Raw genomic sequence first — 14369 nt, 5'->3', positions numbered from 1 at the left:
GTTGTTTATGTCAACTGTTAATAAAAAAGTAAAAAAAGCGGTCATTCCAGTGGCTGGGTTGGGGACACGTATGTTGCCTGCTACCAAGGCCATTCCCAAAGAAATGCTTCCGCTGGTCGATAAGCCGCTAATCCAGTATGTGGTTAATGAATGCATTGCTGCCGGTATCAATGAAATAATTTTAGTTACACATTCTTCTAAAAATTCAATAGAAAATCATTTTGATACTAGCTTTGAACTGGAAGCAATGCTGGAAAAACGCGTTCAGCGCCAGTTACTGAAAGAGGTTCAGGCTATTTGTCCTGAGCATGTCACTATTATGCAAGTTCGTCAGGGGCTGGCGAAAGGATTAGGTCATGCTGTGCTTTGTGCTCATCCTTTAGTAGGCGATGAGCCGGTGGCGGTTATTTTGCCTGACGTAATCATTGATGAATATGAATCTGATCTGAAGAAAGATAACCTTAGCGAAATGCTGCAACGTTTTTATAGTACAGGCTATAGCCAGATTATGGTTGAGCCAGTGGAAAACGTCAGCAGTTACGGCGTGGTGGATTGTAAGGGTGCGGAATTAAAACCGGGTGATAGCGCGCCAATGGTTGGCGTAGTGGAAAAACCTAAAGCATCGGAAGCACCATCTAATTTGGCTGTCGTTGGGCGTTATGTGCTGTCTGATCAAATCTGGGATCTATTGAAGAAAACGCAACCAGGTGCAGGCAATGAAATTCAACTGACCGATGCTATCGCCATGCTGATGGAAAAAGAAACCGTTGAAGCTTATCACCTGAAAGGGGTAAGTCATGACTGCGGTAATAAATTGGGATACATGGCTGCGTTCGTAGAATATGGTATCCGGCATGATGCACTGGGTGAAGACTTTACTCAGTGGCTGAAAGAAGCAATAGCAGAAGATGCCAATTAGTCGTTTCTCCCTGTACGTGAGTTCAATATAGGGAGAATTCAGACATAAAAAAACACCCCTTTCACAGGGGTGTTTCTATTTTATTCTTGGACTAAAAATTACAGCAGGAAATCATCCAGAGACTTGCCCTGTTCTTCGATTGCTTTTTTGATCACTGCTGGGGTACGGCCCTGGCCGGTCCAGGTTTTCAGCTCGCCGTTTTCGTCGGTATATTGATATTTAGCCGGGCGTGCTGCACGTTTGGCTTTACCGGCTACTTTGCTTGAACCCAGCGATTGCAGTAATTCGTTCGGGTCAATACCATCGGCAATTAGCATTTCACGATACTGTTGTAATTTGCGTGTGCGTTCTTCAATTTCTGCCTGAGCCTGGTTTTCTTCTTCGCGGCGTTCATTTACCACGACTTCCAGTTTTTCCAGCATTTCTTCCAGCGTTTCAAGGCTACATTCTCTTGCCTGGGCGCGCAGGGTGCGGATGTTGTTTAGAATCTTAAGTGCTTCGCTCATTGGATTAATCTCAAAATAATATTATCGGTGACAGTACAGTGATAATAGAGTGACGTTTTATTTTCTGCAATAGGTAAAATTGTCAGGTTGTTAAAATTTAGCAAACTTAAAACGAAAATCACGTGTTGGTCGGGCAATATAAATTTATAACAACCCAGCTAATACATTCTGTTAGCGTAGTCTGTAGTGGAAATAGCCATGTGATAAGCGTGTCGATAGTATCTTCGAGCCCATGATGGGGCGTTTTATATTACCAAATCACAGAATGACTCATCGCCTTCATGTGGGGCTGACGGCGTGTAACTGAACACCCGTCGGTGGTAATACCTATGTTACAATAAATTTTAATGATTACTGAGCGGTTGAATGCCGTTGAACGAGGGGCCATGGCACAGCTTTATTTTTATTATTCCGCAATGAATGCGGGGAAATCGACAGCACTATTGCAGTCTTCATATAACTATCAGGAAAGAGGAATGCGAACGCTGGTGTTTACGGCTGAAATAGATGATCGTTCGGGGCGAAGCGGCGTCGTCAGTTCTCGCATCGGACTCTCTTCACCCGCGTTATTGTTTAACGAACAGACAGATTTATTCCAGATACTTGAACAGGAGCATCGCCAGCAAACTATTCACTGTGTGTTAATTGATGAAAGTCAGTTTTTAACGCGTGAACAGGTAAATGCGTTGTGCGATGTTGTCGATCAATTAGACATTCCCGTTCTTTGTTATGGCCTGCGTACTGATTTCCGTGGGGAATTGTTTAGCGGTAGTCATTATTTATTGGCCTGGGCAGACAAACTGATAGAACTTAAAACTGTCTGCCATTGTGGTCGTAAAGCGAATCACGTATTGCGGGTAGATTCGCATGGAAAACCCGTCATTGAAGGCGAGCAAGTCGTTATTGGCGGGAATGAGAGTTATGTATCGGTATGCCGTAAACATTATAAAATGGCACTGGGATTAACCCGACTCGAAACGGAATAATTCATATAGTCTAAATAATTCGCAATGCAGGGAAACAGCCAACGTGCTGAATATGAATAATGCAATGCGTTGGCTCTTCAAGGCAATGACAGGCACTATGACGCGTCAAGCTGGGAATGCGAGAAAGCTGATTTGATCACGGCTGCTGGCCTCGTTTACAGGGGGAAAGACTGTGAAATAGGGCGAGCGTCCAGAGTGCTTGCAACGTGAAGGAAGTATGAGGCGTATCGAGTAACAGATAAACAGTTAGCCAGATTTATTAATAATTGGATAGAAAGAATGATCATCTTTTTGTGACTTTGGTAAAAATCGATAATACAAATCACGTATTTGTTACTATGTGTTAACTATCTTTTTCGTTGTTTCCGTCGAATGACATGGTTCACACATGTTAGTGCTATTGAGAGCAGTTGATTAGCCTTCCTCAAGTGAACTAGTCAGGAATAGTGGTGCGTCTATGGTTAAAACGTGGAAAAGATGCATTAGTTTCTTTCCAACGCTATGAACATAAAACTGGAACAATATATACTGTTTCAAGGGATTGCTGATGCCGACATAATGACAATATATCTATGATGAAAACGTAGAGACGGCAGGTGGCGTATCAGTTTTTGTTCAGCGCCATGAACATTTCGCCAGAGACAGGACACCCCATTATTCAGGGAATTTCTGATATGTTCAGGGAATTTCTGGTGTCATACTGCCTTGCAATGACCAGATTGGAAAATCAGCGGTATTTAAGCGAGTTATAAATTTCCTTGGTGCGAAAGTCATGTTGCATAGAGATAACCACACTTATCGAAAGAGGGGCAATTAATGGCGAATATTCACAAAATCAGTCTGTTCATCGTTGCATTAACTGCATCGTCTTGCGTGATGTCAAGTCGAGCTCAAACCCTGAGTTGCCCTACGCCAGAAAGTATAACATATAGTCAAGGTGTATTTGTTGCGCAGGAGAAGCGTGTGGGGTGGGTTGGTCGTTGGGTTTCTCAGAAGCATGACCCAGCGTTGGTCAAAGGCTTTTCTGCTGTGGAGTTCATTTCTATGAAGAATAGCCTGAAAGATGGAACATTAACTAACTGCACTTACTCGTTAAGCGGTGCTGATGGTGTAGTTGACCTCTCGTACCAAAAAAAAGGTGATGAGCGTAAATTAACGACGCTCATCGTTTCGATTAGTGGGCAGCCCAACTGGAAAAAAGAGAAGGGTTCGGTTGGTATTCAGGGATATGAATGCACAAAATCAGTGGATAAGTGCCTGTTTACCCCATTGCGGATTGACGCCAATTAAAATAAAAAGCCCTGCATATGCGATACAGGGCTTTGAGATTACCTTAGGTCAACACAACATTAGTTGGTGACTTTTTTCTCTTTTTTCTCGGTTTTTTCCGCTTTGACGGAGGTGCTGGCCACAACCGGAGCGGCTTTGGCATCAGCAACCGTGTGTTCAACAAACGGACGGCCATAGAACGAATCCAGCAGGATTTGTTTCAGCTCAGCAATCAGCGGATAACGCGGGTTAGCACCGGTACACTGGTCGTCAAACGCATCCTCAGAAAGCTTGTCCACTTTAGCCAGGAAGTCGGCCTCCTGTACTCCAGCTTCACGGATAGAGGTGGGGATACCCAGCTCTTTCTTCATGCTTTCCAACCAGGCCAACAGTTTCTCGATTTTCTGAGCCGTGCGGTCGCCGGCCGCGCTCAGGCCAAGATGGTCGGCCACTTCCGCATAACGACGGCGCGCTTGTGGGCGGTCATACTGACTGAACGCGGTCTGCTTGGTCGGGTTATCGTTGGCGTTGTAACGAATCACGTTGCTAATCAGCAACGCATTGGCCAGACCGTGCGGGATATGGAACTCAGAACCCAGTTTGTGCGCCATAGAGTGGCAGACGCCCAGGAAGGCGTTAGCAAACGCGATACCGGCAATAGTCGCAGCGTTGTGGACGCGTTCGCGGGCGACCGGGTTTTTCGCCCCTTCACGGTAACTGGTCGGTAAATTTTCTTTCAACAGCTTCAGCGCCTGCAGCGCCTGTCCATCGGAGTATTCATTCGCCAGTACGGATACATACGCTTCCAGCGAGTGGGTTACCGCATCCAGTCCACCGAACGCACACAAGGATTTCGGCATGTTCATCACCAGATTGGCGTCTACAATCGCCATATCCGGGGTCAGTGCATAGTCTGCCAGCGGATATTTCTGGCCGGTGGCATCATCGGTTACCACCGCGAACGGCGTGACTTCAGAACCCGTACCGGAAGTGGTGGTGACGGCGATCAATTTGGCTTTCACGCCCATTTTCGGGAACTTGTAGATACGTTTGCGGATATCCATGAACCGCAGCGCCAGCTCTTCAAAGTGGGTATCCGGGTGCTCGTACATGACCCACATGATCTTGGCGGCATCCATCGGCGACCCCCCACCCAGTGCGATGATAACGTCTGGTTTGAACGCATTCATCTGCTCTGCGCCTTTACGAACGATGCTGAGCGTTGGGTCGGCTTCTACTTCGAAGAAGACATCGGTATCCAGACCTTGCTGTTTCAGTACGGAGGTAATCTGATCTACGTAACCGTTATTAAACAGGAATCGGTCGGTCACGATAAAGGCGCGTTTGGCGCCGTCGCTTGCGACTTCTTCCAGCGCGATCGGCAGGGAGCCACGACGGAAATAGATGGATTTGGGAAGTTTGTGCCACAGCATGTTTTCAGCTCGCTTAGCCACCGTTTTACGGTTGATCAGGTGCTTCGGACCGACGTTTTCAGAGATGGAGTTACCGCCCCATGAGCCGCAGCCCAGCGTTAACGACGGCGCCAGCTTAAAGTTGTACAGATCGCCGATACCGCCTTGTGATGCTGGCGTATTGATCAGAATACGCGCGGTTTTCATCTTATCGCCGAAATGGTTGACGCGACGAGCCTGATTGTCCTGATCGGTGTACAGGCAAGAGGTGTGGCCGATACCCCCCATGGCGACCAGTTTTTCCGCTTTGTTGACGGCATCTTCAAAATCTTTCGCCCGATACATCGCCAGCGTCGGGGAGAGTTTCTCGTGAGCGAACGGTTCTGACTCGTCGGCATGGGTTACCTCGCCGATCAGTACTTTCGTGCTGGCAGGTACTGAGATGCCTGCCATTTCAGCGATCTTGATAGCTGGCTGACCAACAATGGCTGCATTGAGCGCACCGTTTTTCAAAATAATCGCCTGTACTGCCTGCAACTCTTTACCTTTCAGCAGGTAGCCACCATGCGTTGAGAAGCGTTCACGTACGGCATCATAGATTTCATCAACCACGATGACCGATTGTTCGGAGGCACAAATTACACCGTTGTCGAAGGTTTTGGACATCAGAATTGAGGCTACGGCACGTTTAATATCAGCCGTTTCGTCAATGACTACCGGGGTATTGCCTGCGCCTACGCCAATTGCCGGTTTACCGGAACTGTAAGCCGCTTTTACCATGCCGGGGCCACCGGTTGCCAGGATCAGGTTGATATCCGGGTGGTGCATCAGTTGGTTGGACAGCTCCACCGAGGGTTCATCAATCCAGCCGATGATATCTTTAGGGGCGCCAGCGGCAATTGCTGCCTGCAACACGATATCGGCTGCCTTGTTGGTCGCGTTTTTCGCACGTGGATGAGGAGAGAAGATAATGCCGTTACGGGTTTTCAGGCTGATCAGCGCCTTGAATATCGCTGTGGAAGTCGGGTTCGTGGTTGGAACGATACCGCAGATAAGACCGATAGGTTCGGCAATCGTAATGGTGCCAAAGGTATCATCGACGGAAAGTACACCACAGGTCTGATCATCCTTATAAGCGTTATAAATGTATTCGGAGGCAAAATGGTTTTTGATTACCTTGTCTTCGATGATACCCATACCGGATTCGGCGACTGCCATTTTCGCCAGCGGAATACGGGCATCGGCTGCCGCGAGTGCAGCAGCCCGGAATATCCGGTCAACTTGTTCCTGCGTGAAATTTGCAAATTCCTGCTGCGCTTTTTTGACGCGTTCGACCAAAGCGTTAAGTTCAGCAACGTTTGTTACGGCCATAATGCTCTCCTGTAATGTTAAGCTCTTTCAGTCAATGGTCAGCCAGATAAATAATAAGCAGTATAGATAATGGTTGAAGCACCTGATAATTTTGCTTTGGCGGTTATCCATTGACTCAAAGCGCTCCTGATGAAGACGGTTGCCTGGGTTAATAACAGAAATATGAATTTCTTAATTCTTTTCCTAAAGCCGTCGCCAACGTGACGGTATAACCTACTATTTCTGGTTTCCTGCTCTTCAGAATGAAATCAGCATACCTCGTTGCTAGCCGGTTTTTTGTGATCATTCTCGCTAAATCGCCATGCTGACACCATTCAGCATGGCTGATATTGAGATCTATTATCATTTATTTGTGCGATTTGTTAAAAATAAATGACCGGTTTATGCGTGTGTTTATATGAATTTGTATCGAGAATTGGGGGTTGGATAGAGGATAATCATACTGACCAGGGATGGAGGAGGGCAGTGCTTTACATTATTGTAGGGATGTCACGGTGTGTGGCGGCGGATCGCCAAGGATTCCTGGTGTTGACAATAATTTTCAGAGGTGGAATGTGATTCAGCCTGTCTTGGATTTCTCCAGTTACATCAAGTTTTTTATCGGGTTGTTTGCATTGATTAATCCAGTGGGTATTTTGCCCATATTTATCAGCATGACCAGCTATCAGGCTGGAGACGGGAGGAACAGAACTAACCTGACTGCGAATGTTTCCGTGGTGATCATTCTGTGGGGCGCTCTGTTTTTTGGTGATACTATTTTGCGGCTATTCAGCATCTCGATTGATTCGTTCAGAATTGCAGGCGGTATTCTGATAACGACCATTGCCATGTCGATGATAAGCGGCAAGCTGGGCGAAGATAAGCAGAATAAACAAGAGAAGACGGAAACCGCCAACCGGGAAAGTATTGGTGTGGTACCGCTGGCGTTACCATTAATGGCGGGACCAGGGGCAATCAGCTCCACTATTGTCTGGAGTTCCCGTTATCACGGCTGGCAGAATCTGTTGGGATTGTCGGTGGCGATTGCTGTTTTTGCATTCTGTTGTTGGCTGCTGTTTAGAGTCGCGCCAGCGCTGGTGCGGTTGCTTGGGCAAACAGGCATTAACGTAGTAACACGTATTATGGGGTTGTTGCTGATGTCGCTCGGCATAGAGTTTATCGTGACAGGCATTCGGGCGCTGTTTCCCGGCCTATTATAGCGGCGAAAGTGGCTACAGGTGATACGTCGCAATCTGAAGGATATTGGTTTGTTATTACTCGCCTCTTTATTGAGGCGTTTATCTCGTTGAGGAATCGTTCACTTTTTTATTCCGTCTGCTACTAATGGCGCTTATGCCAACGGTTTACTGGCCTCATCTTTCGTGGACGCCATGCGTTGCCGCGTGACGTTGTTCAATTCCCCCCACATTTTGCCCCGCAGCCTGAATTATTTTGGGTATACCTTATTTTTATTAATATTTTCTCTTCAAGCCATACCCGCTTGTTCCGTCCGGTAGAAACGAGGGCATCCCTTACTATTATTTATCGCCTGATGTGCCATGATTTATTTTTATTTTGGTTTAATTCATTAGATAAACTAATTTTTGTGGGGTGATATATGACTGTCGTTCTGCTGAAAGGATGGCGCATTTGCTGTTAATTTATTCACATGTCAAGGTGGCGTAATCGTGAAGGAGGGTGTTGGTTGCAATAGTGTTTTATCGTCCGGTTTTTGCTCTGAATTACTGTTAATTCTTTCATATTTACAAGTTATTGGACAATCTGCTGTCAGTTGAATCTTTAGCCTCTCGACAGGCAGTATGGATGCTTTTATATCCATTTAGCTACTCAGTCCTTTTTGTGACATTTCAGGATGGAAAAGAAATTTAAGTAACAGCCTGCAAAATCTGTTGGCGAAGCGGGATTCTTCTGATACGTTCGGCATCACGCTATTTCTCTTGGCTGTTACGGATAAGTTAAATTTATTAAAACGTTATCCTTAGCTGCTTTTTTGCAGGAGAGCGTAACATCAGGGAAGAGTGGAAATGGCTGCAAACTGCCGGTCCGATGAAGGGACTACGGCAGTTTTTGGGTTGCCCAAATAATGTGCTGTTTTTATCTCTGTTGATTTTTCCAACACGTCAGAGCGGCACACTGGGTATTGGCCTGGCTGCGTGGATAAAACAATTTTGATGTGATTAAGCGGCCATGTTGCCAGATTCGTTCCTCTGGTGGCGATGTTGTCTGTCCGCGTAATACGTAAAAAAGGTTATATGCCTGATTGGGTGATAACAGTAGAACAGGAGCAAGGTAAATAATGGTAAACAACACTATTAAAAAAAGACTGGCGGTCAGTATTCTCGCGGCTATCACTGCCTCTGCTGGCGTTTCTGCCTGGGCAGCCAAGGTGCCGGCTGGTGTGCAACTGGCTGAAAAGCAGGAACTGGTACGTAATAATGGTTCTGAAGTTGCCTCGCTGGACCCCCATAAAATGGAAGGCGTGCCGGAATCCAACATCGCGCGCGATTTGATGGAAGGGCTGTTGGTTACCTCTCCGGACGGCCACCCGGCTCCGGGTGTAGCAGAAAGCTGGGACAACAAAGATTTCAAAGTCTGGACCTTCCACCTGCGTAAAGACGCCAAATGGTCCAACGGCGAGCCAGTCACCGCACAGGATTTCGTCTACAGCTGGCGGCGTGTTTCTGACCCGAAAACGGCGTCACCTTATGCCAGTTACCTGCAGTTTGGCCATATCGTTAACATTGACGACGTTGTTGCAGGCAAAAAATCGCCTGATACGCTGGGCGTGAAAGCTGTTGACGACCATACGCTGGAAGTCACGCTGAGCGAGCCGGTTCCGTACTTCTATAAGCTGCTGGTGCATCCGTCTACTTTCCCGGTGAACCAAAAAGTGGTTGAGAAATTTGGCGACAAATGGACTCAACCGGCCAACTGGGTTGGCAATGGTGCCTACACGCTGAAAGAATGGATCGTGAACGAAAAAATCGTTCTGGAGCGCAACCCGAATTATTGGGATAACGCGAATACCATTATCAATAAAGTGACTTATCTGCCGATCTCCTCCGAAGTGACGGATGTGAACCGTTACCGTAGCGGTGAGATCGACATGACGTATAACAACCTGCCGATTGAGCTGTTCCAGAAACTGAAAAAAGAGATCCCCAACGAAGTGAAGGCGGATCCGTATCTGTGTACCTACTACTATGAGATCAACAACCAGAAAGCGCCGTTTACCGATGCGCGTGTGCGTCAGGCGTTGGTGTTGGGGTTGGATCAGGACATTCTGGTCAACAAGGTGAAAGGTCAGGGTGATACGCCAGCGTTTGGTTTCACGCCGCCGTATATCGATGGTCTGGAAGGTAAATTGACTCCGCCGGAGTGGGTGAGCTGGTCGCGTGAAAAACGTAACGCCGAAGCGAAAAAGCTGCTGGCTGAAGCTGGTTTCACGGCTGAAAAACCGCTGACCTTTAACCTGCTGTACAATACGTCCGATCTGCACAAAAAACTGGCTATCGCTGCATCTTCCATCTGGAAAAGCAACATTGGCGTAGATGCGAAGTTGGAAAATCAGGAGTGGAAAACGTTTCTGGATAGTCGTCACCAGGGCACATTTGACGTAGCTCGTGCTGGCTGGTGTGCGGACTATAACGAACCGACCACATTCCTGAACATCATGATCGCCAATAGCAGCAGCAACACCTCGCATTATAAGAGTGCGGATTTCGATAAGTTGATGGCGAATGCACTGGCCGCCAAAACCGAAGAAGAGCGTGTTAACGTTTACAAACAGGCCGAGATGCTGCTGGAAAAAGACGCAGTGGTGGTTCCGGTGTACTATTACGCCAATACCCGTCTGGTTAAACCTTATGTGGGTGGCATCACAGGTAAAGATCCTCTGGATAACCTGAATGTCAAAAATCTTTATATTATCAAGCATTAATGATGACGGGGCTGGGTGCTGACTGGCACTCGGCCCTTATTCGGTTTGATAAAGTTTGATAAATAGAAACGAAAATTTCAGACCGGTTTATAGGTAAGGTCAATGTTAAAATTTATTTTCCGTCGTTGCCTGGAAGCAATCCCGACGCTGTTCATCCTGATCACTATTTCGTTTTTCATGATGCGACTGGCGCCGGGAAGTCCGTTTACTGGAGAACGCAATCTTCCTCCTGAAGTGATGGCGAATATCGAAGCCAAATACCATCTGAATGATCCAATGATCAAACAGTATGGCAATTATCTGGTGCAATTACTGAAAGGCGACTTTGGTCCCTCTTTCAAGTACAAAGATTATTCGGTCAATGATTTGGTCGTTCGGGCGTTCCCGGTGTCGGCTAAATTGGGGGCCGCTGCATTTCTGTTGGCGGTACTGCTGGGGGTGACCTCCGGCGTGATAGCCGCATTAAATCAAAACAGTAAATGGGACTATACGGTAATGGGCTTTGCCATGACCGGGGTAGTGATCCCAAGTTTTGTGGTGGCTCCATTGCTGGTATTGGTTTTCGCAATCACCCTGCGTTGGTTGCCGGGCGGCGGCTGGAATGGTGGCGCGCCGAAATACATTATTCTGCCGATGGTCGCGTTATCCCTGTCTTATATTGCCAGCATCGCCCGTATTACCCGTGGCTCGATGATTGAAGTGCTGCATTCAAACTTTATTCGCACCGCACGCGCCAAAGGGCTGCCGTTGCGCCGAATTATTCTGCGCCATGCACTGAAGCCTGCACTGTTGCCGGTACTTTCCTACATGGGGCCTGCGTTCGTGGGGATTATTACTGGCTCCATGGTGATTGAAACCATTTTCGGTTTACCGGGTATTGGTCAGTTATTTGTTAACGGGGCGCTTAACCGTGACTATTCGCTGGTACTTAGCCTGACTATTTTGGTGGGGGCGCTGACCATTCTGTTTAATGCGATCATCGATGTGCTGTACGCGGTCATCGATCCGAAGATCCGTTACTAAGGTAAATCACTGATGTTCTGGAATAAACGTAACCGCGAAGCGCTGGATAACTTCAGCGAAAAACTGGAAGTGGAAGGACGCAGCCTGTGGCAGGATGCGCGTCGTCGCTTCATGCACAACCGGGCTGCGCTGGCCAGTCTGTTTGTCCTGACGCTTATTACGCTGTTTGTGGTTCTCGGCCCGATGGTGGCTCCGTTCAACTATGCCGATACCGACTGGAATATGATGTCCAGCGCGCCTGATATGCTGTCCAAACACTATTTCGGTACCGACTCTTCTGGTCGCGACCTGCTGGTGCGTGTGGCTATCGGTGGCCGCATTTCCCTGATGGTCGGTGTTGCCGCCGCGTTGGTGGCGGTCATTGTAGGAACGCTGTATGGCGCCGCGTCCGGTTATATGGGCGGTAAAGTGGACTCAGTGATGATGCGTCTGCTGGAGATTCTTAACTCCTTTCCGTTCATGTTCTTCGTTATTTTGCTGGTGACCCTGTTCGGACAAAATATCCTGCTGATCTTTGTCGCTATCGGCATGGTGTCCTGGCTGGATATGGCGCGTATTGTCCGCGGTCAGACGCTGAGCCTGAAGCGTAAAGAGTTCATTGAAGCTGCGCTGGTCTGCGGTGTATCCACCCGTAGCATCGTGTTGCGTCATGTGGTGCCGAATGTGCTGGGCGTGGTAGTGGTGTATGCCTCGCTGCTGGTGCCGAGCATGATCCTGTTCGAATCTTTTCTGAGTTTCCTTGGTCTGGGTACCCAGGAGCCGCTAAGCAGTTGGGGCGCGTTGCTAAACGATGGCGCCAACTCGATGGAAGTAGCGCCATGGTTGCTGCTGTATCCCGCCGGTTTCCTGGTGGTAACTCTGTTCTGTTTTAACTTTATCGGCGATGGCCTGCGTGATGCCCTCGACCCGAAAGACCGCTAAGGAGACGCTTCATATTATGGTGAATACGTCAGAAACCCGCGATGCGCTGCTTGATGTGAAAGATTTGCGCGTGACTTTCAGTACGCCGGATGGTGATGTCACGGCAGTGAATGATCTTAATTTTTCGCTCAGTGCTGGTGAAACGCTGGGGATTGTCGGGGAATCCGGTTCTGGTAAGTCTCAGACCGCGTTTGCGCTGATGGGCCTGCTGGCGGCCAATGGCCGTATCGGCGGCTCTGCCCGATTTAATGGTCGTGAGATTCTCAATCTGCCGGAGCGCGAACTTAATCGCCTGCGTGCGGAAGAGATCGCCATGATTTTTCAGGACCCGATGACATCGCTGAACCCCTACATGCGTGTTGGCGATCAGTTGATGGAAGTGCTGATGCAGCACAAGAAGCTTGGCAAAAGCGAAGCATTTGAAGAATCGGTACGTATGCTGGATGCGGTGAAAATGCCGGAAGCCAGAAAACGGATGCGCATGTATCCACACGAGTTTTCCGGCGGGATGCGCCAGCGTGTGATGATTGCGATGGCACTGCTGTGCCGCCCCAAACTGCTGATCGCCGACGAGCCGACCACTGCGCTTGACGTAACGGTGCAGGCGCAGATCATGACATTGCTCAATGACCTGAAACGTGAATTCAATACCGCCATTATTATGATCACCCACGACCTGGGCGTGGTGGCCGGTATTTGCGATAAAGTACTGGTGATGTACGCCGGTCGGACTATGGAGTACGGCAGTGCGCGCGAAATTTTCTATGAACCGACGCATCCGTACTCACTTGGCCTGTTGAAAGCGATTCCCCGTCTTGATGAGGAGAATGAGGTGCTGGCCACTATTCCGGGAAATCCACCCAACCTGTTGCGTTTGCCTAAAGGGTGTCCTTTCCAGCCGCGTTGCCCGTATGCACAGGAACAGTGCCACCATACGCCTGAATTGACGTCGTTTGGCGAAGGGCGTCTGCGTGCCTGTTTCCGGAGTGTGGGGGAATTAGTATGAATGAGTTGGAAAACAAAAAAGTATTGCTTGAAGTGGATGAACTGAAAGTCCACTTTGATATCCGTGATGACAAGCAGTGGTTCTGGCAGCCGGCTAAAAAGCTCAAGGCTGTGGATGGCGTTACCCTGCGTTTGTACGAAGGGGAAACGCTGGGCGTGGTCGGGGAGTCGGGGTGTGGTAAATCCACGCTGGCTCGCGCCATTATTGGTCTGGTAAAAGCGACCAGCGGGCGTATTAGCTGGCTGGGAAAAGACCTGCTGGGAATGCGTGACACTGAATGGCGTGATGTACGTAGCGATATTCAGATGATCTTCCAAGACCCGTTGGCCTCGCTCAACCCTCGCATGACCATCGGCGAAATTATCGCTGAGCCGTTGCGTACCTACCATCCGGATATGTCGCGCCAGGAAGTGAAAGATCGCGTCAAAACGATGATGATGAAGGTCGGTTTGCTGCCGAACCTCATCAACCGCTACCCACATGAATTTTCCGGTGGTCAGTGTCAGCGTATCGGTATTGCTCGTGCGTTGATTCTGGAACCGAAGCTGATTATCTGTGACGAGCCGGTTTCCGCGCTGGACGTGTCGATTCAGGCTCAGGTAGTGAATCTGCTGCAACAGTTGCAGCGGGAGATGGGGCTGTCACTGATCTTTATCGCCCATGATTTGTCGGTGGTTAAACACATTTCTGACCGCGTGCTGGTGATGTATCTGGGCCATGCGGTAGAACTGGGGACTTATGACGAGCTGTACCACAATCCGCAGCATCCTTACACGCGTGCATTGATGTCAGCGGTACCGATTCCTGATCCGGATAAAGAGCGCAACAAGCAGATTCAACTGCTGGAAGGCGATCTGCCGTCACCGATTAACCCGCCGTCGGGCTGTGTTTTCTGCACCCGTTGCCCGGTTGTCGGGCCGGAGTGCGCCAAAACCCGGCCAGTACTTGAAGGCAGCTTCCGTCACGCGGTGTCTTGCCTGAAGGTGGACCCAATATCGTAATGTGTTGTTAAGCTT

General features: G+C 48.6%; 11 protein-coding genes. 9 read left to right on the top strand and 2 right to left on the bottom strand.

Going from position 1 to position 14369, the window contains the following annotated elements:
* The first annotated feature begins 7 nt into the window (after nt 1-7).
* A complete protein-coding gene (galU, locus tag Dpoa2040_RS17935; RefSeq protein ID WP_042870442.1) occupies nt 8-919 on the top strand; it encodes a UTP--glucose-1-phosphate uridylyltransferase GalU in 912 nt (303 codons plus the stop codon).
* Nucleotides 920-1017: 98 nt separating this feature from the next.
* Here the strand turns inward: galU and hns are convergent, their stop codons facing one another.
* Nucleotides 1018-1425 carry a histone-like nucleoid-structuring protein H-NS gene (gene hns, locus Dpoa2040_RS17930; protein ID WP_013317859.1) on the bottom strand — a complete coding sequence of 136 codons (408 nt, stop codon included), beginning with the start codon at nt 1423-1425 and terminating at the stop codon, nt 1018-1020.
* Between the two features lie 386 nt (nt 1426-1811).
* Between hns and Dpoa2040_RS17925 the strand changes: the two genes are divergently transcribed.
* Nucleotides 1812-2411: a thymidine kinase gene (locus Dpoa2040_RS17925; protein ID WP_042873901.1), complete on the top strand. Its 600-nt coding sequence runs from the start codon at nt 1812-1814 to the stop codon at nt 2409-2411.
* A gap of 816 nt (nt 2412-3227) precedes the next feature.
* Complete coding sequence (locus Dpoa2040_RS17920; RefSeq protein ID WP_042870445.1) at nt 3228-3701, top strand: DUF3757 domain-containing protein; 474 nt, start codon at nt 3228-3230, stop codon at nt 3699-3701.
* 59 nt (nt 3702-3760) lie between these two features.
* Here the strand turns inward: Dpoa2040_RS17920 and adhE are convergent, their stop codons facing one another.
* Nucleotides 3761-6463 (bottom strand): bifunctional acetaldehyde-CoA/alcohol dehydrogenase, encoded by a 2703-nt coding sequence (gene adhE / locus Dpoa2040_RS17915; protein ID WP_168642114.1) that lies wholly within the window; start codon nt 6461-6463, stop codon nt 3761-3763.
* Between the two features lie 554 nt (nt 6464-7017).
* Here adhE and Dpoa2040_RS17910 point away from each other — a divergent pair.
* The 6 genes from Dpoa2040_RS17910 to oppF all read left to right on the top strand — a co-directional run bounded on the left by Dpoa2040_RS17910 (nt 7018) and on the right by oppF (nt 14354).
* On the top strand, nt 7018-7662 hold the full coding sequence (locus Dpoa2040_RS17910) for a YchE family NAAT transporter (protein WP_168642113.1): 645 nt from the start codon (nt 7018-7020) through the stop codon (nt 7660-7662).
* Nucleotides 7663-8759: 1097 nt separating this feature from the next.
* The gene (gene oppA, locus Dpoa2040_RS17905) at nt 8760-10403 is read left to right on the top strand and encodes an oligopeptide ABC transporter substrate-binding protein OppA (RefSeq protein ID WP_168642112.1); all 1644 of its coding nucleotides are present in this window, start codon (nt 8760-8762) and stop codon (nt 10401-10403) included.
* A gap of 102 nt (nt 10404-10505) precedes the next feature.
* A complete protein-coding gene (gene oppB / locus Dpoa2040_RS17900; protein ID WP_042870455.1) occupies nt 10506-11426 on the top strand; it encodes an oligopeptide ABC transporter permease OppB in 921 nt (306 codons plus the stop codon).
* Nucleotides 11427-11438: 12 nt separating this feature from the next.
* Entirely contained in the window at nt 11439-12347 is a 909-nt protein-coding gene (gene oppC / locus Dpoa2040_RS17895; RefSeq protein ID WP_042870456.1) for an oligopeptide ABC transporter permease OppC, read from the top strand.
* A 16-nt stretch (nt 12348-12363) separates the two neighbouring features.
* Entirely contained in the window at nt 12364-13353 is a 990-nt protein-coding gene (locus Dpoa2040_RS17890) for an ABC transporter ATP-binding protein (protein ID WP_042870457.1), read from the top strand.
* Nucleotides 13350-14354: a murein tripeptide/oligopeptide ABC transporter ATP binding protein OppF gene (gene oppF / locus Dpoa2040_RS17885; protein ID WP_042870459.1), complete on the top strand. Its 1005-nt coding sequence runs from the start codon at nt 13350-13352 to the stop codon at nt 14352-14354. Before Dpoa2040_RS17890 ends, oppF begins: the two co-directional genes overlap by 4 nt.
* Nucleotides 14355-14369 lie beyond the last annotated feature (15 nt).

This window comes from Dickeya sp. CFBP 2040, from assembly GCF_012273755.1.
GTDB lineage: Bacteria > Pseudomonadota > Gammaproteobacteria > Enterobacterales > Enterobacteriaceae > Dickeya > Dickeya poaceiphila.
This window is presented reverse-complemented; position numbering and strand designations above follow the sequence as displayed.